Source organism: Vibrio penaeicida, assembly GCF_002933855.1.
Classification (GTDB): domain Bacteria; phylum Pseudomonadota; class Gammaproteobacteria; order Enterobacterales; family Vibrionaceae; genus Vibrio; species Vibrio penaeicida_A.
In genome coordinates this window covers 25554-50168 of record NZ_BFAQ01000011.1, presented here as the reverse complement: position 1 = coordinate 50168, position 24615 = coordinate 25554, and the positions used below count along the sequence as shown (strand labels likewise).

At 43.7% G+C, this 24615-nt stretch carries 23 protein-coding genes; 12 read left to right on the top strand and 11 right to left on the bottom strand.

Annotated features, from left to right (window positions below; translation table 11 throughout):
• Window positions 1-156: 156 nt before the first annotated feature.
• The 8 genes from VPNCDNU1_RS03725 to VPNCDNU1_RS03690 all read left to right on the top strand — a co-directional run bounded on the left by VPNCDNU1_RS03725 (window position 157) and on the right by VPNCDNU1_RS03690 (window position 11003).
• Window positions 157-1380: a diguanylate cyclase gene (locus VPNCDNU1_RS03725; protein ID WP_104399124.1), complete on the top strand. Its 1224-nt coding sequence runs from the start codon at window positions 157-159 to the stop codon at window positions 1378-1380.
• A 264-nt stretch (window positions 1381-1644) separates the two neighbouring features.
• Complete coding sequence (locus VPNCDNU1_RS03720) at window positions 1645-2670, top strand: hypothetical protein (RefSeq protein ID WP_104399123.1); 1026 nt, start codon at window positions 1645-1647, stop codon at window positions 2668-2670.
• 3 nt (window positions 2671-2673) lie between these two features.
• The gene (locus VPNCDNU1_RS03715; RefSeq protein ID WP_104399122.1) at window positions 2674-3261 is read left to right on the top strand and encodes a tetratricopeptide repeat protein; all 588 of its coding nucleotides are present in this window, start codon (window positions 2674-2676) and stop codon (window positions 3259-3261) included.
• On the top strand, window positions 3261-5096 hold the full coding sequence (locus tag VPNCDNU1_RS03710) for a FliG C-terminal domain-containing protein (RefSeq protein WP_167404714.1): 1836 nt from the start codon (window positions 3261-3263) through the stop codon (window positions 5094-5096). Before VPNCDNU1_RS03715 ends, VPNCDNU1_RS03710 begins: the two co-directional genes overlap by 1 nt.
• A complete protein-coding gene (locus VPNCDNU1_RS03705) occupies window positions 5096-5875 on the top strand; it encodes a motility protein A (protein WP_104399120.1) in 780 nt (259 codons plus the stop codon). The genes VPNCDNU1_RS03710 and VPNCDNU1_RS03705 overlap by 1 nt, the downstream gene beginning before the upstream one ends.
• A 2-nt stretch (window positions 5876-5877) precedes the next feature.
• On the top strand, window positions 5878-6522 hold the full coding sequence (locus VPNCDNU1_RS03700) for an OmpA/MotB family protein (protein WP_104399119.1): 645 nt from the start codon (window positions 5878-5880) through the stop codon (window positions 6520-6522).
• 104 nt (window positions 6523-6626) lie between these two features.
• Window positions 6627-10619 (top strand): AsmA family protein, encoded by a 3993-nt coding sequence (locus tag VPNCDNU1_RS03695; RefSeq protein ID WP_104399118.1) that lies wholly within the window; start codon window positions 6627-6629, stop codon window positions 10617-10619.
• Window positions 10620-10628: 9 nt separating this feature from the next.
• Window positions 10629-11003: a hypothetical protein gene (locus VPNCDNU1_RS03690; RefSeq protein WP_145959435.1), complete on the top strand. Its 375-nt coding sequence runs from the start codon at window positions 10629-10631 to the stop codon at window positions 11001-11003.
• A gap of 124 nt (window positions 11004-11127) precedes the next feature.
• On the opposite strand, the gene nqrM is transcribed toward VPNCDNU1_RS03690, so the two are convergent.
• From nqrM to VPNCDNU1_RS03645, 9 genes are all read right to left on the bottom strand, one after another.
• Window positions 11128-11361, bottom strand: a complete 234-nt coding sequence (nqrM, locus tag VPNCDNU1_RS03685; RefSeq protein ID WP_104399116.1) for a (Na+)-NQR maturation NqrM — start codon at window positions 11359-11361, stop codon at window positions 11128-11130.
• Between the two features lie 15 nt (window positions 11362-11376).
• Window positions 11377-12381 carry an FAD:protein FMN transferase gene (locus VPNCDNU1_RS03680; protein ID WP_104399115.1) on the bottom strand — a complete coding sequence of 335 codons (1005 nt, stop codon included), beginning with the start codon at window positions 12379-12381 and terminating at the stop codon, window positions 11377-11379.
• Between the two features lie 155 nt (window positions 12382-12536).
• Window positions 12537-13760 carry an NADH:ubiquinone reductase (Na(+)-transporting) subunit F gene (gene nqrF, locus VPNCDNU1_RS03675; RefSeq protein WP_101113137.1) on the bottom strand — a complete coding sequence of 408 codons (1224 nt, stop codon included), beginning with the start codon at window positions 13758-13760 and terminating at the stop codon, window positions 12537-12539.
• 17 nt (window positions 13761-13777) lie between these two features.
• Window positions 13778-14374 (bottom strand): NADH:ubiquinone reductase (Na(+)-transporting) subunit E, encoded by a 597-nt coding sequence (gene nqrE / locus VPNCDNU1_RS03670; RefSeq protein ID WP_006957944.1) that lies wholly within the window; start codon window positions 14372-14374, stop codon window positions 13778-13780.
• Window positions 14375-14381: 7 nt separating this feature from the next.
• A complete protein-coding gene (locus VPNCDNU1_RS03665; protein ID WP_101113138.1) occupies window positions 14382-15014 on the bottom strand; it encodes an NADH:ubiquinone reductase (Na(+)-transporting) subunit D in 633 nt (210 codons plus the stop codon).
• Window positions 15014-15802, bottom strand: a complete 789-nt coding sequence (locus VPNCDNU1_RS03660) for a Na(+)-translocating NADH-quinone reductase subunit C (RefSeq protein ID WP_104399114.1) — start codon at window positions 15800-15802, stop codon at window positions 15014-15016. Before VPNCDNU1_RS03660 ends, VPNCDNU1_RS03665 begins: the two co-directional genes overlap by 1 nt.
• Window positions 15792-17036 carry an NADH:ubiquinone reductase (Na(+)-transporting) subunit B gene (locus VPNCDNU1_RS03655; protein ID WP_104399113.1) on the bottom strand — a complete coding sequence of 415 codons (1245 nt, stop codon included), beginning with the start codon at window positions 17034-17036 and terminating at the stop codon, window positions 15792-15794. Before VPNCDNU1_RS03655 ends, VPNCDNU1_RS03660 begins: the two co-directional genes overlap by 11 nt.
• A gap of 3 nt (window positions 17037-17039) precedes the next feature.
• Complete coding sequence (locus tag VPNCDNU1_RS03650) at window positions 17040-18380, bottom strand: Na(+)-translocating NADH-quinone reductase subunit A (protein ID WP_104399112.1); 1341 nt, start codon at window positions 18378-18380, stop codon at window positions 17040-17042.
• A gap of 410 nt (window positions 18381-18790) precedes the next feature.
• Entirely contained in the window at window positions 18791-19105 is a 315-nt protein-coding gene (locus VPNCDNU1_RS03645; RefSeq protein ID WP_101113142.1) for a BolA/IbaG family iron-sulfur metabolism protein, read from the bottom strand.
• A gap of 238 nt (window positions 19106-19343) precedes the next feature.
• Here VPNCDNU1_RS03645 and VPNCDNU1_RS03640 point away from each other — a divergent pair, with 238 nt between their 5' ends.
• Genes VPNCDNU1_RS03640 through VPNCDNU1_RS03625 form a run of 4 tightly spaced genes read left to right on the top strand, consistent with a single transcriptional unit; the run spans window position 19344 to window position 23067 of the window.
• Window positions 19344-20480: a methyltransferase gene (locus VPNCDNU1_RS03640; protein ID WP_104399111.1), complete on the top strand. Its 1137-nt coding sequence runs from the start codon at window positions 19344-19346 to the stop codon at window positions 20478-20480.
• 38 nt (window positions 20481-20518) lie between these two features.
• On the top strand, window positions 20519-21091 hold the full coding sequence (locus VPNCDNU1_RS03635; protein ID WP_101113144.1) for a YajG family lipoprotein: 573 nt from the start codon (window positions 20519-20521) through the stop codon (window positions 21089-21091).
• Entirely contained in the window at window positions 21091-21633 is a 543-nt protein-coding gene (locus VPNCDNU1_RS03630; RefSeq protein WP_101113145.1) for a peptidylprolyl isomerase, read from the top strand. The genes VPNCDNU1_RS03635 and VPNCDNU1_RS03630 overlap by 1 nt, the downstream gene beginning before the upstream one ends.
• Window positions 21634-21693: 60 nt before the next feature.
• Window positions 21694-23067 (top strand): AmpG family muropeptide MFS transporter, encoded by a 1374-nt coding sequence (locus tag VPNCDNU1_RS03625; protein WP_104399110.1) that lies wholly within the window; start codon window positions 21694-21696, stop codon window positions 23065-23067.
• 100 nt (window positions 23068-23167) lie between these two features.
• Here the strand turns inward: VPNCDNU1_RS03625 and VPNCDNU1_RS03620 are convergent, their stop codons facing one another.
• Together VPNCDNU1_RS03620 and VPNCDNU1_RS03615 are read right to left on the bottom strand one after the other, a co-directional pair.
• Window positions 23168-23899, bottom strand: a complete 732-nt coding sequence (locus VPNCDNU1_RS03620) for a ChrR family anti-sigma-E factor (RefSeq protein ID WP_104399109.1) — start codon at window positions 23897-23899, stop codon at window positions 23168-23170.
• Window positions 23896-24429 carry a sigma-70 family RNA polymerase sigma factor gene (locus VPNCDNU1_RS03615; RefSeq protein ID WP_167404723.1) on the bottom strand — a complete coding sequence of 178 codons (534 nt, stop codon included), beginning with the start codon at window positions 24427-24429 and terminating at the stop codon, window positions 23896-23898. Before VPNCDNU1_RS03615 ends, VPNCDNU1_RS03620 begins: the two co-directional genes overlap by 4 nt.
• Between the last annotated feature and the right edge of the window lie 186 nt (window positions 24430-24615).

Below are 24615 nucleotides of genomic sequence, written 5' to 3'. Positions count from 1 at the left end.
ACAAATTTTGGCAGTTCAAAAAGCTCAACAACTGCGTATTCTGTCTCATCCTTTTTACGACCATGGAAAAAACCTGTTTTTTTGTGGCAGTACTCACTTTTGTGATTAGACTTAACAAACAGGTCAATTAAAGAATAAGAAGAATTTGGAGCTCTGGTGCTAAATCGGATTTTGGTTGTCGAGGATAGTCGAGCCTTTCGTAATTACCTTAACTCGCAGCTTAAGCAAATTGGTTTTGAAGTTGTCTTAGCGGAGTCGTTAGAAGCGGCAAATAACATAATAAGACAAGATACTAACTTTCTATGCGCTGTATTGGATTATTGCTTACCCGACGGTCCAGACGGGGAAATTATCGATCTCGTTTTATCGCATAAAGTTCGTGCGATTGTTCTCACCGCTCAGTTTAATGAAAACGTCCGTGAACATGTTATTGCTAAAGGTGTACTCGATTACATCACCAAAGACAGTAGCGCTTCTGTATCCTATTTGATCCCACTTCTAAAGCGATTGATGGCGAACCATACACACAAAGCATTGGTTGTCGATGACTCAATTACCGTTAGAAACCATGTAGTGTATCTCCTTGAGCATCAGTACATTGATACCTTGCAAGCAAATGATGGGCAGCAAGCTATTGATATTTTAGCGGAAAACCCAGACATCACTATGATAATTACCGATCATGACATGCCGAATAAAGACGGCATTACTATGACCAGAGAAATTAGAAATCAGTATGATCGAAATCATTTGGCTATTCTGGGCCTGTCTGGCAATAACGACCGCACGATGACGGCGCGATTTCTAAAAGCTGGTGCTAACGATTTCCTTTATAAGCCTTTCAACCAAGAAGAATTCTATTGTCGAGTTCAACACATTCTGGATATGAAAGACGCCACCGACGAGCTTTATCGCATCGCTAACCAAGATGCGTTAACTGGTCTTTGGAATCGTCGCTACTTGTTCGGTGAGAACAACAATAAATGTTGTGACAATCGCAATATCGCCATGATTGATATCGACTTCTTTAAGAAAGTGAATGATACCTATGGTCATGATGGCGGCGACAGAGCACTGGTTACTGTGGCGCAAATTATATCCATCTACTTCAAAAATGAAATTGCGGTGAGATTTGGTGGTGAAGAGTTCTGTATTCAACACTGTGGGGATTATCAAGAATTCCAAAGTCGCCTAGACAAGATGCGCCAACGAATAGAGAAAACGGCTGTTCAATACGAAGATTTACAAATTCATCTCACAGTGAGTATTGGTGTTAGCTCTGGCAATGAAGAGCAAAACCTAGAAGAAATTATTCGGGATGCTGACGATCTGTTGTATCAAGCAAAAGAAGAAGGTCGAAACCGCCTCGTTGCTCGCTAATCTACACCTACCATTTCTACATATACAAAGATCACTCAAAACGGCGGAAAATCACTTCAAGCTACATACCCCTATCTAAACAAAGCACGCCATGCGTTTAATCATCAGATCAATGGTTTATTGCAAGAAATCCAAAGGGTTAACAAAATACTCTTCATACCCAGCCCTCGGGATCATGTGTGCAAGGCGATTCAAATAGAGTGAGTCCCCTAGCCTATCAGTTCGAGGTCTTTTCCCTAGCCTCGATCTGAATGGAGTTTCATTATGTGGAAAAAAGTCACGACTCTAACCATTAGCACCCTTTTAATTTCTTACTCTTCGATTGTTTTTTCCAAACCTTTAAATGCACTTTTCTCCGCAAAAGATAATGAAGCACAAACAGTTGAAGAATTCTTAGAACACGATGATCTTTGGTTCGACATTTTAGACAACAAGTCTTTAGCTAAGATCCAAAGTGTCGCCTTGTATTTCGAGGGTAAAGCCGTAACGGATGAAGAAAAAACCGAGCTGCTCAAGCTGACATCGATCCTAACTGCCAAAATGAAAAACAATGGGATCAAAGTACGCAGCTGTATCGAATGTGGAAAAACACAAGTCAACCTCTCTGCCTCCAACGTAAAGTTTAAGCATGGGCTTTCAAGTAATGATGAACTGCGTAAGCTCGGAAAGAAAATACGTGTCGACGCCTTCCTAACCTGGCGTTCGCCTCTTAGCGACAATACTCACAACATCACTATGTCACTAGTTAGCACTCAAAATAACGAAGTGGTATGGACGGGAAACTTCGACATAAAGGAGGATCCGGATGTGCTCGCAAAGAAGAATGTAAAGGAGAGCGGAGTCGGAGTCGCTCTTGGTTACATTGGTATCAATGGTACCTCAACTGATGGCGAAGACATACAAAATGTAACGGACCTTTCTATACGCTACTACAGCGGGCACACCCCATCAGAACGCGCTCACTTTGCCTTTATCGGCAACTATTTTCGCAACTTTGACGGCAGTACAAATTTTTCGATTCAAGGCTTTGGAGCAGAAGCTAGAGCACTGTATGCGATTACCGATGACTGGTTATCTGTTTACGCGGGTTCGGGCTTTCAGTTTGTTGAGAACAAACAAAAAATCGCCGTACGTGCAGGGCTAGAATTGTCACCACCACGAAATGCCTTCTTTACTCAAGGGGATATTTTTGTCGATCTCGGTTTGATGTACATCAGCAAAGACACCTTTGAAAACGGCACATGGGGCGGCAACCCTGCGTTCGATCTAACGTTAGGCGTGAGGTTTTAATCCATGAAGAATACGATCCTTTGTGCTTGTCTATTTTTGCTGACAAATCCAGCTTGGGCTGAATCAGCATCTCAATCAGAAACTCGACAACGAGTTGCAATGAAAGATGGAAAAATAACCATACACATGCAGGGCAACCAGTATGAATCAGGTGTGCAATTTGATTTGTCTGATCCGGATATGGTGTTAACCATCGAGACAGACAGTGCTGAGCCCACTTACACAACCGTGTCTCAGGAAGAGTCAGCATTTCCTCTTCCTGAGGAAACTGCCCCACAAACTGAAGATGCCGCACCTTCTCAAGAAGAAAATGGGGAGGAACCTGTATCTCCATTCAATGAAGCGAGGTCACTCGCACTCAAATTAGAAGCTCAAGAAAATGCAGTGAAAGGCGATTTTAATGCCGCACTGACTCTACTTGAACAAGCTCAACCACTAACAGAAACGCCAGAAAACATTCTTGCGACAAAGGGGAGTGTTCTTTACAAACTGGGCAAAGTAGAAGATGCCATCATTGCTTGGCAACAAGCGTTGAAGCACAACCCTGAGCTCCCTGAAGTAAAACGAATGATGAAATGGCTGGAAAAATAATGATGAACCCATTAGTTAAACTTGCCTTTATTCTGCCTTTTTGTATATCTAGCTTTAGCCTTGCGCAATCATCCAGTGAGATCCAAGCGCTTGAATTCTCTGCGAGATTAGAAGCGCGCATAAATGACGATATTGAACGTATCATAGGACCCAACAAGCATGTCTTGACCATTCAATCGGAGTTCGTACAAAAGGAGAATTCGGGAATCAACGTACCTGTAGCTAATGCATCTGCAGCCAAAACACCCGAAACTAAAGCCGATCAAACTGGAGCCCCTCAAAGAACGACAACCATTGCAGCACCTGTTCGAAGAGTAGCTGAATTCGTCCCTAAACTGCCTGGATTAAGCGGCATGCCCGCCAAAGAGAACATTGAGATTCCAGTTCAGACCATGGCTCAGCCAGCGCCTCCCCCCCAGCAAAATACGCCGGCACCCAACCCAACGGCTAACATCAGCAAAAACCAAAGGGAAGCCAAACCTCTCTCTACTGAAATCAACAAGTTGTCCGTAACACTATTGCTGGACGAAAAGGTGAGCAGCGAAAACGTACAGCTCCTAAAAAAACTTCTGATTCAAAAAGTGGATTACAACCCACTTAGAGGCGATTCGCTGGACATCATCCGCACCGTATTTGAGGTTCCCAACAAAGACAGCACTCAAATTCAGGAGAAAGTATTTTGGCTAGATTACTTTTGGCTAACGCTCATTGCGCTTGGCTTGGTGATAATTACTCTTATCGTCATGCTGCTTCGCGCACGCTCTGCAGGACCAAACAACGATACTGTAAACGATGTTCAGCCTGCTTCCTCATTGCAAGCCGAGCCCTTAGTTTCCCATCAGTATTATGAACACGAGGCGTGTCGCCAAGAATTAGTCAAATTCAGCTTAGGCGAGCCTCATCAAGTCGATCAGACCATCAGAAAACTCAGCCTAAACGAACAAAATCTGCCTATGTTTGCTTGCGTATATCAAGAGCTTGGGAGAGCGATGTTCACCACTATGTACCCTAGCCTGACTTCTCAGATACCTAGCTATGTAAGCTATTTGGAGCAAAACCCAAATGATCGCGAGCAAGTCGTAAAGCACGTTTCTGCATTCAAGCAGCTCCTTGTCGACTCAAACCCTCACGCACACTCAACCCGAAAGTCACAACCATTTGATTTTCTTGAGACCCTGTCCATCAACCAAATCCGCTGGCTGTTGGAGCACGAGCCTGAGCGTATACAGGCTATGGTGATTAGCCAACTTTCTTCAGAGAATTCTGCAGCGCTGCTTTCTCTATACCCAATGGAACGTCAGGCTGAATTGGCGATGGAAATTGCTCGGTTAGACACTCTTCCTATGGCAACCTTTAATGATGTTGCTTCTTCGTTGGCGACGAAAGCTCAAACCGTTCCAGACTTTAGAACGCTACCTACTGATGGTCCTTTCGTTTTGACTCAAATCCTCGATGGGTTAAGTATCACCAAACAAAACGACCTATTAACCCAGTTAAAAGAAACGTCTCCGGGTGCTTATGTGCAGCTAAAACAACGTTTTTATAGCTTTGATGACATTTGGCGAACACCGACACAAATCATTAGCAATCATATCCGAAATCTTGATGCTCAAACACTTGCTAACGCCTTTTCAGATATGCCAGTGGAACGCGTAAAAGCGCTGATTTCAGGCTGTCCAAACCGCTACGTCAATATGGTAATCAGTGAATTAGAGATGGCAACGGACGTCAACGAAAACGATAGAAACGCTGCCAAGCAAGATATTGTTAGGGTCATGCGTCAAGCGTTAGAAGAAAATAAGTTTAAAATGAGTGAGCTGGAGGAACTAGCCTAATGTCTTTGAGTACCATTACGGGATGGCTGTTTTCTGCCGCTGTCTTGACTACCGCTGTGGTTTCAAGCACCGATAATTATTGGCTATTTGTTAGCTTATCCAGCTTTCTGATTGTTGCAGGAGGAACGTCAACTGCAGCCCTAATTAGCTACTCTTACCCTCTTTTCTTTAAAGCCATTCAAGCGGTTATTGCAAGCTTATTTGATGGTAGGAATGAAACCAAACTGAAGCACTCTTCTATCATTCGCTCATTAGAATGGAACAAGGTGTATCGCACCGAAGGAATTACTGGCTTGGAAAAAACCTTAACAAATAAAGAGTTAAAAGACCCTTTCATTGCAATGGCCATAGAGTTACTGGGCACAGGCTACAAAGGGAAGGCACTTCGTAATTTGCTTGATGAAAGTAACGAAAGCCAGCGAGTGCAAGAAGCACAACCCGCCAATGTGTTGAGTACTATGGCAAATTTCTCTCCTGCATTTGGCATGATAGGCACACTGGTTGGGTTGATTGTTATGCTGGATAGCTTAGATGGTGACATGGCTACCATGGGGAAAGGGCTGGCGATTGCCCTACTTACAACGTTATACGGCACTCTACTTGCTCAGGCTTTGTTCAAGCCTTCTGCGATCAATGTTAGGCGTAAATCTGACGACAATTTTCGCCATCGAGATATGCAGATCCAAGCCTTTGTGATGATGACGGAAAAGCAACCTGATATGCACATCAAAGACTCGATGAACAGCTATCTCTCTCCCAAGAAAAGGCTGGAGTCCTAATTATGCCGCGCAGAAGACAGAGTGGTGCCGATGTCCGAGAAGAAAATGACTGGCTAGTAACGTACAGTGATTTCATTACACTTTTGATGACTTTCTTCATCGTTATTCTCGCCACTTCTCAAATCGACCAAGGAAAGTTTGAAGAGCTGAAAGCCAGTTGGAACGCGCTATCGGATCGAAAAGCCGAGATGCCAATGACCCTGCTCATTCAAGCCCTAAAGCAATCGACTGAGCATGAGCCTATCTCCTTAACGAAAATGCCTGATGGAATTAAAGTGGATTTCGACACAGAAGCACTTTACGAAGAAGGTTCCGCAAAGTTAAGCAATGAAGGCGTTCGGCTGTTGACAATTTTTGCGTCGTCTATAGAACGTACAAGTTTGGAGGGAAAGGAAATTGTCGTCGAAGGTCATACAGATGACTTACCTATTCATAACGACCATTTCGATAGCAACTGGGAGCTTTCCGGTGCAAGAGCAATAGGCGTAACAAAACAGCTGATTTCCTTGTCTATCGACAAGACAAAACTGAGTGCTGTCGCGTACGCAGATACCTACCCAACAATATCAGATACAGTGGAACTCGCAGCTCAAAGAAAAGCCAATCGTCGCGTAAGCATCTACATAAAACGAAGTACTCGGCACTAGGTGCGGTACTCTCATTATCGCGATCATAACTTTATATTTTTGCTTGGGTCTGTGCTATTGTCCTTTGCGCCTAATATGACATCAGACACACCGTATAACGTGCTATGAATACGCCAACAGCCACCAAAACTAAAATGCCATTTGTTCTGCTTCAAACCTTGAAATATTTGGGTATAACCCTTCTTTCATTCATTGCAATACTGGCTATCGCGCTTACCGTAGGGTTCAACATAAACCTAACGGCGCATAAGCCAAAAATATCCAGCATTCTCGAAAACCAGATCAATCGACCTGTCAAAATTGATGGCGATATCCGATTTCATGTATCGTTTAGGCCTGAGTTGGAAATTAATAATATTGAAGTCGCGAATATTCCTTCAATAGAGTGGCAACCGCTGCTGCGTGTGGGGCACGCTTCGGCAAAAGTGGCGATATTCCCCTTATTCGAAAACACACTATTCATTGATTACATTGATTTGGAAGGGATCCATCTCTATCTAGCAAAAGATATGGATGGCAATGAAAACTGGGCAATTGGAAAGCAGGCGGAATCTGTTGCTCCCCAAGTAACCAGAGTGGCACCAGAAAGCAGCGACAATTCAGAGAGCAGTTTAAATTCAGATAGCCCCTTAAATTCAGACAGCAAGCTAGCGCATTGGACGGTCAAACTCGGTGAGAAAGCCGTAGCCAAAAGCTTAAGTGTGATTTACGAAGATCAGAATACCCAAACTTATGTGGATTGGTTTCTGGATGAATTTGATTTAACCAAAGATGATAAAATTTGGCATCTCAACACCAAAGGGGCAGCATTAGGTCAAGAATACAACCTGAGTGTCACGGGAGAAATAGAAAAGCTCCTCAATGCCCAAACAGGCTCTCTTGACGTCAAAGGTCATTTCGCAGGCGCTTCTCTGGAATTCAATTCCAATATTCAACCAAACGGGAAAGCGCTTTCAACGGCAAACATCCAATTAGACTGGCTCGACACACAGCCTATTGAAGCCTTACTGGGGCTCGATGTCTATCATATAGCTCCACTTAGTATCTCCGCTGACATATCGGCAAAACAGGGCGCACTGCACATTAAGTCGCTTAACGTGGATAGCCCTATCACACAAGCAGAAGGGTATCTGGACATTGCACTTGGTGACGTCAACACCATTGATGGCAAACTCACGATTCCTGTGATCGATCTTAAGCCTTGGCTACAACCAGAGCCAGAACAGCAAATGATGGGGTATGCGTCTGCACCACCGCAAAAGTCCCCGCTGCAGCAAGCTCTTGATCAATGGCTGGTCTCTACCCAAACCAACCTTTCTGTCTCTATAGGAGAAATATTAGGGCTTGGAACAGAAATAAAAAACCTATCTCTTGCCGTCGTAAGCGAGAAAGGAACATTGAACGCGCCCATTTCTGCCGATATCGCTCAAGTTCCTTTCCGAGGGAAGGCATCAATTGACGCAACCGAATGGTCTTCAACTTTAAATATAGAGCTTGGTGCCCAAGACTCTCCACTCGGTGAACTCGCTCATTGGCTGGCGGGTATCGAAGAAGCAGATGGTCACCTTGAAAGTGCGTTACTGAGTGTCCAAACTGAAGGCACCAAACTTAAGGAATGGATAGACAACAGTCGCCTCGCTTTTGCATTGGATAATGCCGCTATATCTTGGACAGAAGGTGCAAACTATGCCATTGAGAAAGCGCGATTTAAAGCAGGAATGAACCAGCCAGTCGATGTCGATATTCGCGGTAACCTCCAAGGTGTGCCTGCTACCATCACAGCTAAAGCGGGGGCACTGTCAGACATCATCAACAAGCGAGATTGGGAAACGACCATCACACTAGACAGCCCAATACTGAATATTCACGCGTTTGGCTCTCTCCCTGAAACACGCTGGCAAGTTGGCAGCCAATTTAAGCTGGACATATCGAGCCCGAATATCGCAAAACTTTCACCTTGGTTAGGTACGCAGTCAGGGGCTAGCGGACCTCTAAAGCTCAATGCGACCTTAGAACATCAAAATGAGTGGCTGACACTTTCCACTCAAAACCTTCGTGTTATGGACAGCAAAGGGACATTAGCACTCAAATGGTTAAACGATCCTAAACGCTCATTTGTGGATATCGATGCTGATTTTTCTATATTGGATTTCAATCAACTCGCCTTGTTAGCACAAGAAGAAACGTTACCAGAAGTAGAACAAGCCATACCAACTCAAGGGGTCAACCTTTCCGTTCCTATCTTGAGTAACGACATTACTATTGTGGATGCGGATATCAACCTAAATGTCGGTGATATGCGATGGTCAAATCAAAGCCTCAAACACATCACCTTCTCGGGTAAGCTTCGAAACGGCATAATGAAACCTGCGCCGTTTTCAATGCGCCTCGCCGACAACCTAATGACAGGCGATCTTGCTGTTAGCATCAACGCTGCTCAAATATCCTCAACGCTTAACCTTAAAGCTGACTCACCGAATATTGCTGCTATCGCTAAAAGCTTTGGCATCGCCGATGACATGGAAATGGCATTAGATAGTGCCCGAGTAAGCTTATCACTTTCAGGAAAAACGTTACTTGAATTCATGGAGATGACTCAAGTACAAGCTTTACTTGAAGGTGGGTATCTCAAGGTTCCGGATATCTATACCGGAAAATCGATGGACATTCACATCTCGGAAGGGCATTTTCATACCGGACCGGAGCTCAACACCGAGCTGCTACTGACGGGCTCCGTACAGGATAAAAAAACAACACTGAGCATCCAATCGGTTTCTCTGAAAGAAGCCAATAGGCTTTCAGAAAGCTTACCTGCTAATGTCTTTTTTACCCTTGGTGATATAAAAATTGAAGCCTCAACGGACATTGCCCTACCACTGGACTTCACTCAATTGGAACTCCAATTAAACGCGGCTATTCCTAATTTAAATAGGCTTAACGAGTTCACAGGGGTCAAGCTTCCGCCTTATGGTCCAATTGATTTATCGGCCAAGTTATCGCTAGATGACGTTCAATATCAATTACAGCAACTTGTCCTCAATATCGGTAAGAGTGAGCTTATTGGTACTGGGCAATTCCGCCCACTCGGGAAATATTCGCGTCCTGACATTGTATTAAGCCTGTCATCATCGCAGATTCAAATGGACGACTTTAAAGTGGGCAACTGGAAAGCTTGGATACCGAATTCTGCTAACCGAGAAACCTCTAGTCGCAAGCCAACTGTAGAAGAAAGCACAACACAACCACTTGTCGTTAGCCCTGAAGGCTTATCATGGGCAAACGTAGAAATGGATATAGAGGTAAGTAATGTTCGTTCAGGTGATGATTGGTTAGGCGCAACATCCGCGAAGCTATCACTATTGGATGGAAAATTACGTGTCTCTCCATTAAAAATCAGTATTCCTGGCGGCTCCTTTTCTTTGGCTGGGCAAATTGAAGCTCGACAAGACCAATTCGATATCGCTATTCAAGGGCAAGTACATCATTTTGACTACGGTATTATCGCTAGACGTATCGATACTAAGACAGATATGGGTGGAAATCTCAGTACTTACTTTAATTTAACCAGTTTGGCCAACACTCCTGATAATCTCATGAATAACGCTAACGGGTTTATTGGTTTTTCTATTTGGCCACAGGAGTTTGAAGCGGACTTAATCGACCTTTGGGCCGTCAATTTAACCGATGCAATATTGCCTAGCTTTACCAAGGAACAGGAATCGGTTCTAAATTGCGTGGCAGGCGGCTTTGATATCACAAATGGTGATTTGCAGCAGCGGGACTTGTTACTGGACACAACGCGTATTCAAGTAAATGGTAACTTTTCAGCTTCTTACTCGGATAGAACGTTCGATCTTTATCTCGCGCCAAGACCCAAATCAGCCCAGATATTTAGCCTTCAAACACCGATTGAAGTTTCCGGTAATTTTGAAGACTTTGACTTAAGTGTGCCGTTTTCTGCGATCTTAGAAACGTCCGTGCGATTCACTACCAGCCCAGTTATTTCACCGATTCGCTGGCTAGTTGAAAAACCGCTTGATAGCGATGGAAGCTACCTGTGTGAAATGATTTCGCGCGGAACCCCTATAAAGAAGTAAAGGTGAAGAATGAACATTCGGATGACGTGTTTATTGTTGGTCACTACCAGCTTTCCAGCAGCTGCTAATTTTGACTACAAGGCATGTATTACGCTAGAACGACAAGGTCAGCGCCAATATTTTGAAGCTTTCCTAGAAGCGAATGAATGGGGAGCAGCGGTATCGGGGGAATGCAAATTCCTCGCGAAGATAACGCCAGATTCATTAGGTAATGTAGAGCTCACCGGCAACGTTACTTGTAATGAGAGAGGTGGACCAACTTCATTAGAACTGCCGTCGCTGACACTGAGTACAAACGATGGTAAAAATGCCAGCATGGAAATCAATACTGAAAACGGGAAACCATGGCGCTACTCCGTTACGCTAACCAGCCCATCGATTTAAATGCTGTCTGTCTAGCCTCTTTGGCTAACTACGAAATACCCCCAGTATCCCCAAAAAATAAAAAAGCTCAGCAACGGCTGAACTTTTAACATCTTCGATTTTATCTGCTTCTTAAGCTAAAAGCTTAGAGAATTTTATCTTTTTCCCAAGCAGCGATTTTTTCAGCACGGATTGCCTCACGTGCTTCACGCTTTTTACGCGCATCACATGGTTCTGGACAGTTACACACTTTATCAATGCCAACGGCATCCAATCCGCCACAACTTCCTCTCACAACTTTCTTTTGGAAGATGTAACCGACAGACATGGCGGTGACAATTGCCAAGAAAAATCCAAATGTAACGATAAACGTAGCCATTGCTCACGACTCCTATTATTTATTTAAATACTTCTTAAATGCGTCTGAATAGATTTCTTCGAACCCTTGCTCTGTTTTTACAATGATCATAACGGCAAGGTCATTTTCGTTCGCGATTTCCAGACCAGCGTCTTCACCTAACACCATAATACCAGTAGATAAGCCATCGGCCGTCATACTAGAAGGGTGAAGAACCGTAACCGATACCACTTTATGATCGATCGGCTTTCCTGATTGTGGATTGATAATATGCGAGTATCGAATACCATCCTTTTCAAAATAATTTCGGTAATCCCCTGAAGTAGCAATCGCCATGTCACCAGGTTCAATAATTTCTTGAATCGCACGCTCTGTGGTTGAAGGTTTCTCAATGGCGATTCTCCACGCTTCTTCGCTTTGATTAACACCTTTTACGCGAATCTCACCACCAATTTCAACCATGTAATTGTGAATGCCTAGCGACTCAACATAATTGGCAACGACATCTACCCCCCAACCTTTTGCAATGGTAGAAAGGTCAACATACAGCTCTGGCAGCGTCTTTGTCAGAGTAGTAGAAGTCGCGCTTAAATATGATATTCCCGTCATGGCTTTTCGAGCACTTAGTTCTTCATCACTTGGCACCACTTCCGGTCGAGCTTCTGGTCCAAAGCCCCATAAATTAACGAGAGGACCAACAGTCACATCCAATGCACCACGAGTAAGCTCATTCAGGCGAATCGCTTCTTTCACTACGATTGCGGTTTCAGCGGACACCTTAAATGCTTCGTTACCTTTGTATTGGTTAAAACGACTAAGCTCTGAATCCTTGCGATACGTCGACATCTGGTCATTCACTAATTCCAGTAACTTATCGACTTCTTTCTGAATATCGGCAGATGCTGGCGCACCATCGACCTCAATATATTTAATATTGTAAGTCGTTCCCATAGTAGGACCGGATAAGTGGATTTGTTCTTTCGGCTGACTGCAACCAGCTAGAAACAATAAGGAAGTTAAGACAACAAGCCAGTATTTCACTTGCTCACTCCTGCTTATAATTATTTAAGTTGATAGAGAAAAATACCCAATACTTTAGCGTTTGTTGTTCTGGATACTGTTCTATAGCAACTTGATTTACAAAAATAAATGGCTGACTCATACGAGTCAGCCACAAATCAATTACTTAGATGGGTTTAGCCACCGAAGTCATCCAATAGGATGTTTTCGTCTTCTACACCAAGATCTTTCAGCATGCCGATAACAGCCGCATTCATCATCGGTGGACCACACATGTAGTACTCACAATCTTCAGGAGCATCATGGTCCTTCAGGTAGTTTTCGTACAATACGTTGTGGATGAAGCCTGTGTAACCTTCCCAGTTATCTTCTGGCATTGGATCTGATAGAGCACAGTGCCAAACGAAGTTATCGTTTTCAGATTGCAGACCGTCAAAGTCTTCTACGTAGAACATCTCACGCTTAGAACGTGCACCGTACCAGAATGACATCTTACGGCTAGAGTTCAGACGCTTAAGCTGATCGAAGATATGCGAACGCATTGGCGCCATACCGGCACCACCACCAACGAATACCATTTCAGCATCTGTATCTTTCGCGAAGAATTCACCAAATGGACCAGAGATCGTACACTTGTCACCTTCTTTAAGAGACCAGATGTACGAAGACATGATACCAGGTGGTACATCAGGATTATTAGGCGGCGGCGTAGCGATACGCACGTTCAGCATAATAATACCTTCTTCTTCAGGGTAGTTAGCCATTGAGTAAGCACGAATGGTTTCTTCGTTAACTTTAGACTCATAGCGGAACAGGTTGAACTTGTCCCAGTCTTCACGGTATTCGTCAGGAATATCGTAATCAGCGTATTTCACGTGGTGAACTGGCGCTTCGATTTGAATGTAACCACCCGCACGGAAAGGTACTGACTCGCCATCAGGAATCTGAATCTTAAGTTCTTTGATGAATGTCGCTTTGTTATCGTTAGAGATAACCGTACATTCCCACTTTTTAACGCCGAAGATTTCTTCTGGAAGCTCGATGTCCATGTCAGTTTTCACTGCCACCTGACAAGCCAGACGCTCACCTTCACGGGCTTCACCTTTAGTAATGTGATCCAGTTCTGTTGGTAGAATGTCGCCACCACCAGATTTCACTTTCACACGACACTGACCACAAGAGCCACCGCCACCACAAGCAGATGAAACGAATACACCAGCGCCAGCAAGAGAACTTAGCAGCTTGCTACCTGGTTGAGAAACGATCGCTTTTTCAGGATCGCCGTTTACGGAAATGGTAATGTCACCTGTTGGTACTAGCTTAGATTTGGCAAATAAAATAACCAAAACTAGGGCTAGAACAATCAGTGTAAACATCACTACACCAAGAATAATGTCCATTGACTATTCCTTATGCCTTACAGTTGAACACCAGAGAATGACATGAAGCCCAGTGCCATCAGACCTACAGAGATAAATGTGATACCAAGACCACGTAAACCTGGAGGAACGTCTGAGTACTTCATCTTCTCACGAATACCTGCTAACGCAACGATAGCAAGCATCCAACCTACACCAGAACCGAAACCGTAAACTACGGACTCAGCAAAGTTGTAATCACGCTGCACCATGAAAGATACACCACCGAAGATTGCACAGTTAACTGTGATCAGCGGAAGGAAAATACCCAGTGCGTTGTACAGAGGCGGGAAGAAACGGTCTAAAACCATCTCTAGAATCTGTACCAATGCTGCAATTACACCAATGAAGGTAATGAAGTTCAGGAAGCTCAGGTCAACACCTTCAACCAGAGCGTTCTCTTTAAGCACAAGGTTGTAAACTAAGTTGTTTACCGGTACTGCAATAGTAAGTACTACGACAACAGCGACACCTAAGCCAAAAGAAGTCTTAACTTTCTTGGATACCGCAAGGAATGTACACATACCCAAGAAGAAAGACAGTGCCATGTTTTCGATGAAAATCGATTTAACTAGCAGACTAATATAATGTTCCATGACGACCTTACTCCTTCGCTTCTACTTGTTCTGGCTTGAACACACGGATCGCCCAGATTAGGAAACCGATCAAGAAGAATGCAGATGGTGCCAGAAGCATTAGACCGTTTGGTTGATACCAACCGCCATTACTTACCAGCGGAAGTACTTCCATACCAAATAGTTTGCCGCTACCGAATAGTTCGCGGAAGAAGCCAACTGTAATCAGTACAAAACCGTAACCAAGACCGTTACCAATACCATCAATTAAAGACGGTAGAGGTGCAGATTTCATAGCAAATGCTTCTGCACGACCCATTACGATACAGTTTGTAATGATCAGACCAACGAATACAGATAGCTGCTTAGAGATATCGTATAAGTAAGCTTTTAGGATTTGGTCTACCACGATTACCAAAGAAGCAATGATCGCCATCTGTACGATAATACGAACACTGTTTGGAATGTGGTTACGGATCAAAGAAACAAAGAAGTTTGACAGTGCTGTTACGAAAATAACCGCAAGAGTCATTACAAACGCTGTTTCTAGTTTGGTGGTTACTGCTAGTGCAGAACACACACCAAGTACCTGAAGCGCGATTGGGTTGTTATCCAATACTGGCGCTAAGACACTCTTTTTAATATCTTTTGCACTAGACATTAGTTCAGACCTCCGTCACGAACTTTAGCTAGGAATGGACCAAAGCCCTTCTCACCCAGCCAGAAGTCGAATGTACCCTGAACACCGTTACCAGTTAGTGTTGCGCCAGATAGACCATCAACACCGTGCTCAGAACCGGCTGGTGCGCCACCTTTAACAACCTTGATTGCTGGCTGGTGGTTTTCGTCGAATAGTTTCTTACCTACCCACTGTGCACGCCAAGTTGGGTTTTCAACCTCACCACCAAGACCAGGAGTTTCACCTTGCTCGTAGTAAGTAATACCCGACACTGTGTTACCGTCTGTTTCAACAGCAACAAATGCGTACATCATTGACCATAGACCAGTTCCATGAACAGGGATAATAACTTTAGAAAAGTCACTGCCATCTTTAACTAGGTAAACCGTTCCTAAGTTTGCACGACGAAGGATCTTTGCTTTGTCGTCTTCAGACGTCAGTTTAATCGACTGAGAAAGATCTTTAGAGGCTTTACGCTGATCGTAATTTGAAGCAGTTAAACCGTCTTCAGTTTCCTGAACGTATTCACCTGTGTTGAAATCAACCAAGCGAGGTTCGATTTTTTCACCAAACAGTTCACGAACTTCTGCAGGGCTGCTTGCTTGGTAGCCCGCAACTTCAACAATCTTGCTTTGCTTATCCAGAACAGCATTTGCCTTCTGTTGACCACGTAGACCTACGGCTGCTGTTGATACGACGATTGAACAAACCAAGCTCAATCCGACAACAACACCCAGCGTCTTTTTAATGCTATCGTTACTACTTGCCATAACGTGCTTTTCTCCGCTTGATGTTCTTCTCGATCACGACGTGGTCGAACAGAGGTGCGAATAGGTTCGCAAATAGAATCGCCAGCATCATACCTTCTGGGTAAGCTGGGTTAACCACACGAATCATCACACACATTGCGCCAATCAGTGCACCGTACGCCCATTTACCTTTGTTGGTAAAGGAAGCAGATACTGGGTCGGTTGCCATGAAGAACATACCAAATGCAAAACCACCCAAAACTAGGTGCCAGTGCCACGGCATGCTGAACAATGGGTTAGTGTCCGAACCAATGACGTTGAACAGGAATGACGTCGCCACCATACCTAAAAGCACACCAATGATGATTCGCCACGAGGCAACACCGATATAAACAATAAACGCAGCACCGATCATAAGCGCCAGAGTCGACACTTCACCGATAGAACCTGGGATATTACCTAGGAAAGCATCCATCCAAGTGATCGCATCACCTGTGATAGTGTTCACTAGCGCACCGTTACCGCCTTGAGCCCATTGGCTAAGAGCAGTTGCACCAGAGAAACCATCCGCTGCAGTCCAAACTACATCACCAGAGATTTGAGCTGGGTATGCAAAGAATAGGAATGCGCGACCAGCAAGTGCTGGGTTAAGGAAGTTACGACCTGTACCACCAAAGATTTCTTTCGCGACTACAACACCGAAGGTAATACCTAGCGCTGCTTGCCAAAGAGGAAGTGTTGGCGGAACGATTAACGCAAACAAGATTGAAGTAACAAAGAAGCCTTCGTTTACTTCGTGCTTACGAACCATACAGAATAGAACTTCCCAGAAGCCACCTACCGCAAATACTGTTAAGTAAATCGGCAAGAAGTAGGTTGCACCAAGAATCATCTTGGTTCCCCACCCGGCTTCAACGGAAACTGGACCGGCAATCATCTCTGTTAACCAATAGTGCCAGTTACCAGCAACAACACTTGCTAGTTCTGCACCTTGGTAAAGATGGTTAAGACCCATAATTGCTTGGTTACCTGCGTTGTACATACCCCAGAAAATTGCTGGGAACGTCGCAAACCAAACCATGATCATGATGCGTTTTAAGTCAACGCTATCACGAACGTGTGAACCACGTTTTGTCACCAAACCAGGTGTATAGAATACTGTTGCTACAGCTTCGTACAGTGCAAACCATTTTTCATGTTTGCCACCAGGTTCAAAATGGTGCTCTATATCTTCAAGAAACTTCTTTAGGGCCATGACTTAACCTTCCTTCTCGATCTTGTCTAGACATTCACGAAGCAACTCGCCGTAATCATATTTACCTGGGCACACAAAAGTACACAGCGCTAAATCTTCTTCGTCCAGCTCAAGCGCACCGAGTGACTGAGCACTATCAGTATCGCCGGCACATAGGTCACGAAGCAGCAGAGTTGGTTCCATATCCAGTGGTAATACCTTCTCATAGTTACCGATTGGCACCATAGAACGATCACTACCGTTGGTCGTTGTTGTCATGTTAAACAGACGCCCTGAGAACAGGTGACCAAAATATGCACGAGTTATAGAGTATTTGTTCTTACCAGGCATCGCCCAGCCAAATAACTCTTTTTCATAGCCTTCACGAAGTGCAGACACTTGAAGGTGGTAACGACCAAGGAAAGCATGAGGACCTTTCGCTTGAGTACCAGCTAGTACAGAACCAGAAATAATACGTACATCACCAGGCATCATCTCACCATCGGTAAGCTGATCTAGGTTTGCACCCATTGTTGTACGTACTAGACGAGGATTGTTTACCACTGGACCTGCCAGAGAAACAACACGGTCTGAATAGACTTCACCAGTAAGGAAGAGATGACCTATTGCAATCACATCTTGGTAGTTGATGCTCCAAGCAACGTATTCTTCGTTAACTGGGTAAAGGAAATGCATGTGTGTACCAACAAGCCCAGCAGGGTGTGGTCCATCAAATACATGTTCTTCAACATTCGATTGAGATGAGCGAGGAAGGCTTTCACCGTTCTTACATACCAATACTTTGCCATCCGTTAGACGAGAAAGAACGTCCAAACCGGCTGTGAAAGCATCAGACTGCTCGTTAATGATCACTCCAGCATCTGCCGACAATGGGTTGGTATCCATAGCGGTTACAAAGATAGCTTGAGTTGAAGACTCGATCGCGGGAACCTTGCTGAACGGACGAGTACGGAGTGCAGTCCACGCACCAGAATTAACCAGTTGAGTTTTGATCGCTTCACGTTCAAGGCTCACTAATTTATCGGCTGTGTAACTGTCGAAAGTCACTTTCTCATCACCAGAAACTTCAATCACTACAGATTGAAGAACGCGCTTTGCGCCTCGGTTAACTTCAATGACTTTACCACTTGCTGGAGAAGTAAATAATACGCCAGGGTTCTTCTTGTCTTCAAAAAGAGCCTGACCTTTCTTCACTTCATCGCCTACGCGAACATGCATCGTAGGACGCATTCCAACGTACTCTTCGCCAAGCAAGGCGACTTTATTGATGGACTTGCCATCACTTATCACCTGGGATGGAACTCCAGAAATTGGAATATCCAAGCCCTTATTTATTGTAATCATACGCACTTGCACTACTTTATCGGGAAAAAGATTCTTTTAATTGCGTAAAAGTTAGACACGACATTTTGTGTCCGGTTTTGACCTGACACCCTGGTCAAAATCGCAACATCCTCTTAATTAACTCGTCACAAAAAATAGCGAGTTTTATCAGGTGCGATAGTCTAGCATCTTTTGTGAAGGTGATGCCATGACCATGCATTGGATAAATCTGTAATTTTTTGTATGTTGGTTATAGATTAGCTAATCAAAGTGAATAAGTTTGAACTGTCGCACAAATGTTAATATTTCATAAAAATATTTCGACTTAAGCCATTCATTTTTATTTATATGTTTTTTTAACAATTCACTTCTTTAATATTCTTTCACTCAACGAGTAATCACACAAAAAAGGCAGCCACGCCGCCTTAATATCAACCCAGTTTGCTTCCACCCAAACACATTGGACTCTCTGGAGCACCATCCGTTTGTTGCAGCCATTCTGATTCAGTATAGGTATGAATAGAGAGAGCGTGTATGTGATTTTCTAATTCTTCTATCAATACGCCATTAACTTTGCGGTGACGAGCAACCAGTCTCAAGTTTTCAAACGCTTGGCTGACGATGATCACTTTAAAGTGGCTTTCAGATCCTTTAGGGACATTATGCATGTAGCTTTCATTAAGTACTTCTAAGTGCTTTGGCTCAAAAGCACTGCGCAGTTTTTCTTCAATGATTTCATGAATCATGTTTATTCCTTGCTCAATTTTTATTTGATTATACCTTACTGACGATCGCCTGCTATGTCCTTGTTATCAGTATCCCAACATTCTAAGACCAGATAACCGATCAAAATGGCTTTTCAAGAATAAAAAGCCCAAAATGAGCCCCTTCCCGATGTATTCAAGCCGTTTGTTTTTATTTTCATTTCTAGAATTTGCCGCTTTCTGCGACAATGCGCTCATAGCCCATTAGAAACCAAGCACAATGAATACCGAGCTACACATCGACGGTCGAACTTTAACGCTGCAACGCTTTCCCAAACGAGCACAAGAAACACTTCAGGCATGGAGTGCTGGTGACGAATACCTTATTAATTACGTTGAGAAAGAGCTTAAAGTTTCAGACGGAAAAAAAATCCTCATTCTGAATGATAACTTTGGGGCTTTATCTTGCTGGTTTTCAGAAAAACATCACGTCACCATGATGACGGACTCATTCGTATCACATAGAGGAACACTAAAAAATCTGCAACGGAATCAATGCAATAAAGTCGACTTTCTAACCAGCTTAGAAAGCATTCCTACCGATATCGACTTAGTGCTCATGCAGATCCCCAAAATTAATCGATTTTTAACATATCAGCTCAACCAATTGCGATCGGTGTTACCTTCGCACTGCCAAATAGTGGCGGTGAACAAAGTTAAAGAAATACACACATCCACACTAAAGCTGTTTGAAAAACACTTAGGCACCACAACGACCTCTCTTGCGTGGAAAAAGCACCGTCTTGTATTCTCGATACCGGACTCTACCCTCAGCCATAAGACAGAACCTGAAACAAAATGGAAAGTGGATGGGGAAAGCTTCTCGCTGACCAATCTCGCCAATGTGTATTCCGGTGAGGCTCTCGATTTAGGTGCACGTTTTATGCTTGAACATATTCCTCAAAACCCCCGGCTAGAGCACATTCTTGATCTCGGTTGTGGCAATGGCGTTCTTTCTGTTAAAGCCGGACAATTAAACCCCAAAGCAAATATTACCTGTGTTGACGAAAGCTACATGGCTGTGGAATCAGCTAAGCGCAATCTCACAGAAACTCTGGGTGAAGATCGCAATATCCAGTGCATAGCCAATAATTGCCTTGATGGATTTGAAAAAGAGAGTACTTACTTAGTGTTATGTAACCCCCCGTTCCATCAACAACAAGCCGTTACAGACCACATTGCATGGCAGATGTTCTGTGATGCAAAGCATGTTCTTAGTAGTGGAGGGGATTTATTTGTTATTGGTAACCGTCACCTAGGCTACGATATAAAACTTGAACGCTTATTTGGAAAATCGCAGGTTAAGCTCGTCGCATCGAACCGTAAATTTGTTATATTACAAGCCACTAAAAAATAGAAAACGTCCTGCGAGAATGTTTAATTAAGGAATTCGTCATGAGAAAATTGATACTTGCTGCATCTGTGACACTTTTAGCAGCTTGCGCTTCTCCACAGAAAGAAGAACAAATAAACCTCACACCGACACCAACCTTGAGCAGCGTGAAATTGGTGAATGGGCAGTCTTTCTCTCTAGAAAGTCGTGATATACGTACTTCTCAGTATGTCGCGTTAGTCAACAGCGGTCGTCGCACGACTCAACCTATCCACACAAAGCAAAACCTGCGTATCGCCATTGAAACTGCGATGTACCAGCAATTGGTCTCCCAAGGTTTCCAGATGGTGGCAAACAGCAACAATACACTTAGCCTTGAAGTTCAAGAAGCTTTGGTCAATGTTTCAAACACGTTAATGGAAAACGAGTTAGATGCCAAAGTAACGCTTCAGGTCACCGCAGAAACACCACGCGGTAAGCTCGTTAAGTCTTACAACGGTACAGCGACAAAAACAGGCACTTTGTCTGCGTCTAATGACGATGTTGAATTGGTGCTAAATGATGTGGTCGATTTAGTGCTTGCTGAAATCGCCAACGACAAAGAACTTCTAAATTACATGAAGGAGAGATTCTAATGCGCAGCCTGATTTTATCTTTGGTATGTCTTTTCTCACTACCAACTTGGGCTCAAAACGTTGTATTTGAAACAACTCTTGGCTCATTCACAGTGGAATTGAATGAAGAAAAAGCCCCTGTCACAGTCAAAAACTTCCTTCGCTACATTGAAGATGGCAGTTATGAAGGTACTCAATTTCATCGTGTAATTGCTGGTTTTATGGCTCAAGGCGGTGGGTTTGATGAAAAAATGGGTCGCCTACCCACTTATGATGCAATAAAGAATGAAGCCAGCAATGGTTTGAAAAATGACACCGCGACTATCGCAATGGCACGCACATCTAATCCTCACTCTGCGACGCGCCAGTTCTTCATTAACTTGCAAAACAATGACTTTTTGAACTATTCATCTTCCAACCCAGGCTACGCCGTATTTGGAAAGGTGACAAAAGGATTTGATGTAGTTCAGCAAATGGCAACCAAACCAACCAAGTCCATGGGTAGAATGCAAGATATCCCAGTAAAACCTATCGTTATTAAAAAAGTAACTCTACAAAAATAACAAAATTAACGCTGGTAAAACGCCAGCGTTTTCTTTCGCTTTTCATACAAGGAGTGTTCTATGTCAAGCAATATGACTTGGACAGAAACTATCCGAAGTTACCTTGATAAACGCTTGCTATGGGTCTTTATGCTGGGCTGCTCCAGCGGCTTTCCTTGGGTACTCATCGGCTCTAACATGTCCGGTTGGCTCAAAGATGCAGGGCTAACACGCGCTGCAATTGGTTACTTTGGTTCTATTTTCGCGGTTTACGCTATTAACTTTTTATGGGCACCTTTAGTCGACCGCGTAAAATTACCCATTCTCCACTCTTTGTTAGGGCAAAGACGCAGTTGGATACTTTTGTGTCAATGCCTGATCTTAATTTGTACTCTGTTTATTGCGGGAGTTGATCCAGCAACCAACTTGATGTTTACATCGATGATTGCCTTCGGTATTGCTATAGCGTCTGCAACACAAGACATCGCCATTGATGCTTACCGAATCGATACTTTCCCAAAATCGCAATCCAATAAACTCCCTCAAGCTTCGGCTATGGCCGTAGTGGGTTGGTGGACTGGTTATTCTCTTCCTGGCTACTTAGCGTTTATCAATGCTGACAGTATTGGTTGGAACGGTGTCTTTTATGGAATGGCTATCATTGTAGGTGTGCTGATCTTATTTACGTTGTTGGTAGGTGAACCGCAAACCCAACGTGAAGCTCTTCAGAAGCAAGCCGAGGAGCGTCACTCTGAAGTCGTCGGCTCTCCGATTGCTGCGTGGTTTACGGTAACCGTTATTGAACCATTTTATGACTTCTTCAAACGCAACGGTGTGCAAGTTGCCGTTACTCTGCTTTTGTTCGTCTTCCTATTCAAAATCGGTGAAGCCTTCTTGGGGCGTATGTCGATTACGTTTTACAAGGAAGTCGGCTTCAGTAACGAACAAATAGGCTACTACTCCAAATTGATTGGTTGGGGCTTTACCATTCTCTTTACCATCATCGGAAGTATGGTGAATGTGAAGTTTGGTATTGTTCGCGGCTTAATGATTGGCGGTATTGCCATGGCAGCAAGTAACTTGATGTTTGCTTGGATAGCCAAAGTAGGACCGAGTGAGACTCTGTTCTTCGCAACCATTGTTGTCGATAACTTCACAACGGCATTTTCTACTGTCGCGTTTGTATCTTTCTTAACTGCCATGACAGGTCAAGCATTCTCAGCGACTCAATACGCGTTGCTTGCGTCTCTGGGTAATTTTGGGAGAACGACTTTGGCATCTTTCAGTGGCGAGCTTGTTGATTTCTTGGACGATTGGTCAACCTTCTTCATTGTCACCTCTTTGATGGTGATTCCAAGTTTGATTATGCTTTACTCTCTAAGACACCACTTCACAAACTTGTTGGCAAAAGCCAAAAAAGAATCAGAAATGGAAGATTCTCCTTTGGTTAAATAACCCGTCAAAGCCAACGAGCTGAGGTTAAATAAATTTCAGACGTAAAAAAGAGGCTCTTATTAGAGCCTCTTTTCTTTTTTTATTCATCGACAAGAATACGTTAAGGGTACATGCCTCTACCAAACAAGTTGAAGACTCTAGCCACACCTTGAGTGAATATCATCGGCTCTGTCAAAACGGTTAGACACAAGCAGTCCTGATTTTCCGCCGTTTGCGGTGCGTGCTTCACTGATGCATCGCGAGACATGATGTCTCCTTCAGCGTATTGCCCATCCTCATCGCTAAAACTGCCATGAAGAACTAACGTAGTTTCGACGCCTTTATGAGTATGCTGCGGAACTTGGACGCCTTCCTTAATGTAAAGTAGGTTCATTCTCGCATCGTTTTCTTCAAGCTCAATTGCGGCGCTGTACACCTTTCCACCGTAACTACGCCATTCTCCTATTCTAGAAACCTGATTTCTCAGTGCTTTCGGTAGCACAAACTTCTTACCATTTAACTCAATATGCACTGAAGGGGTTTCTTCTGTATGAGAAGTTGGCTTTAGCTGTTTCATATCAACAATGGTTGAAAGCATTGAATCCAAATCTAAACTAGGTGCGCTTTTTTCTTCGGCGATATTGGCGAAGGTTGGATCTTTATCAAGGCTCAGATCCTCTGCAGGGCTTTGTGCTTCAAACATCTCATTAGCCGCTTCTGCTTCTAACCTCTGCACTGTTTGTCTGCATTGACTGCATGTTTCCAAATGCGCAGACACCATGATACCGTGGCACGGATCAATAGTACCGTCCACGTAAGCGCGAATCAGTTCGAACTCTGGGTGATAACTCATAATGCATCCCCCTTCATTGAATGCCGTAACTTCTCTACAGCAAGTCGCAATCGCGATTTAACTGTTCCTAATGGGATATCAAACATATCGGCGACTTGTTGATGTGGAAGCTCGTCTAGGTAAACCGCTTTGACAACGTCTTTTTGACTCTGCGGTAGAGTGTCCAAAAATCGAACGACCTGTTCTTTTAACATATTTTGTTCCGGGGAATAATGCTCGACAAGATCCGGCGGGCAGTAATCGCTTGCCCAGATGTCTTCAGAATGCACATGAAGCTCTTTGCCCTTTTGCTTTCTCAATAAGTCAAAGCTCAAGTTTCTTGCAATCGTATATATCCAAGTTGAAAGCGAGCTTTTGTCGGGATCAAAAAGATGACTTTTTTGCCAAACCATTGCCATTGTATCTTGAATGATCTCCACCGCCACATGCTCGTTGCTCACGTGCTTAATGACAAATGTTCTAAGTCTTGGAGAAAAAAAACGAAACACTTCGGCATATGCTTCTTTGTCTCCATTCTGAATTCGTGCCATACAAGCCGACCAATGTGCTCGGTCGATTCCTTTAGCTTTTGACTGACATCCAGAGCCTGCTTCTAGCGTCTTGCTCATGATAGTTCCTTAACATCGAGCTGAGGCATATCCCAGCAACGGAAAATAGTATTATTCCTATGAAAAGCATATACGAACACGCAGGATAATCGATCACTTTATATTTAA

What these genes read in the sequence shown, in the direction of transcription:
- VPNCDNU1_RS03615 (WP_167404723.1), bottom strand. Translation starts at nt 24,429, where the DNA reads ATGGCACGAATTCAGAATGGAGACAAAGAAGCATATGCCGAAGTGTTT.
- nqrF (WP_101113137.1), bottom strand. Translation starts at nt 13,760, where the DNA reads ATGGACATTATTCTTGGTGTAGTGATGTTTACACTGATTGTTCTAGCC.
- VPNCDNU1_RS03715 (WP_104399122.1), top strand. Translation starts at nt 2,674, where the DNA reads ATGAAGAATACGATCCTTTGTGCTTGTCTATTTTTGCTGACAAATCCA.
- VPNCDNU1_RS03630 (WP_101113145.1), top strand. Translation starts at nt 21,091, where the DNA reads ATGCGCAGCCTGATTTTATCTTTGGTATGTCTTTTCTCACTACCAACT.
- VPNCDNU1_RS03620 (WP_104399109.1), bottom strand. Translation starts at nt 23,899, where the DNA reads ATGAGTTATCACCCAGAGTTCGAACTGATTCGCGCTTACGTGGACGGT.
- VPNCDNU1_RS03655 (WP_104399113.1), bottom strand. Translation starts at nt 17,036, where the DNA reads ATGGCCCTAAAGAAGTTTCTTGAAGATATAGAGCACCATTTTGAACCT.
- VPNCDNU1_RS03700 (WP_104399119.1), top strand. Translation starts at nt 5,878, where the DNA reads ATGCCGCGCAGAAGACAGAGTGGTGCCGATGTCCGAGAAGAAAATGAC.
- VPNCDNU1_RS03645 (WP_101113142.1), bottom strand. Translation starts at nt 19,105, where the DNA reads ATGATTCATGAAATCATTGAAGAAAAACTGCGCAGTGCTTTTGAGCCA.
- VPNCDNU1_RS03640 (WP_104399111.1), top strand. Translation starts at nt 19,344, where the DNA reads ATGAATACCGAGCTACACATCGACGGTCGAACTTTAACGCTGCAACGC.
- VPNCDNU1_RS03710 (WP_167404714.1), top strand. Translation starts at nt 3,261, where the DNA reads ATGATGAACCCATTAGTTAAACTTGCCTTTATTCTGCCTTTTTGTATA.
- VPNCDNU1_RS03650 (WP_104399112.1), bottom strand. Translation starts at nt 18,380, where the DNA reads ATGATTACAATAAATAAGGGCTTGGATATTCCAATTTCTGGAGTTCCA.
- nqrE (WP_006957944.1), bottom strand. Translation starts at nt 14,374, where the DNA reads ATGGAACATTATATTAGTCTGCTAGTTAAATCGATTTTCATCGAAAAC.
- VPNCDNU1_RS03705 (WP_104399120.1), top strand. Translation starts at nt 5,096, where the DNA reads ATGTCTTTGAGTACCATTACGGGATGGCTGTTTTCTGCCGCTGTCTTG.
- VPNCDNU1_RS03625 (WP_104399110.1), top strand. Translation starts at nt 21,694, where the DNA reads ATGTCAAGCAATATGACTTGGACAGAAACTATCCGAAGTTACCTTGAT.
- VPNCDNU1_RS03665 (WP_101113138.1), bottom strand. Translation starts at nt 15,014, where the DNA reads ATGTCTAGTGCAAAAGATATTAAAAAGAGTGTCTTAGCGCCAGTATTG.
- VPNCDNU1_RS03690 (WP_145959435.1), top strand. Translation starts at nt 10,629, where the DNA reads ATGAACATTCGGATGACGTGTTTATTGTTGGTCACTACCAGCTTTCCA.
- VPNCDNU1_RS03660 (WP_104399114.1), bottom strand. Translation starts at nt 15,802, where the DNA reads ATGGCAAGTAGTAACGATAGCATTAAAAAGACGCTGGGTGTTGTTGTC.
- VPNCDNU1_RS03695 (WP_104399118.1), top strand. Translation starts at nt 6,627, where the DNA reads ATGAATACGCCAACAGCCACCAAAACTAAAATGCCATTTGTTCTGCTT.
- VPNCDNU1_RS03720 (WP_104399123.1), top strand. Translation starts at nt 1,645, where the DNA reads ATGTGGAAAAAAGTCACGACTCTAACCATTAGCACCCTTTTAATTTCT.
- nqrM (WP_104399116.1), bottom strand. Translation starts at nt 11,361, where the DNA reads ATGGCTACGTTTATCGTTACATTTGGATTTTTCTTGGCAATTGTCACC.
- VPNCDNU1_RS03635 (WP_101113144.1), top strand. Translation starts at nt 20,519, where the DNA reads ATGAGAAAATTGATACTTGCTGCATCTGTGACACTTTTAGCAGCTTGC.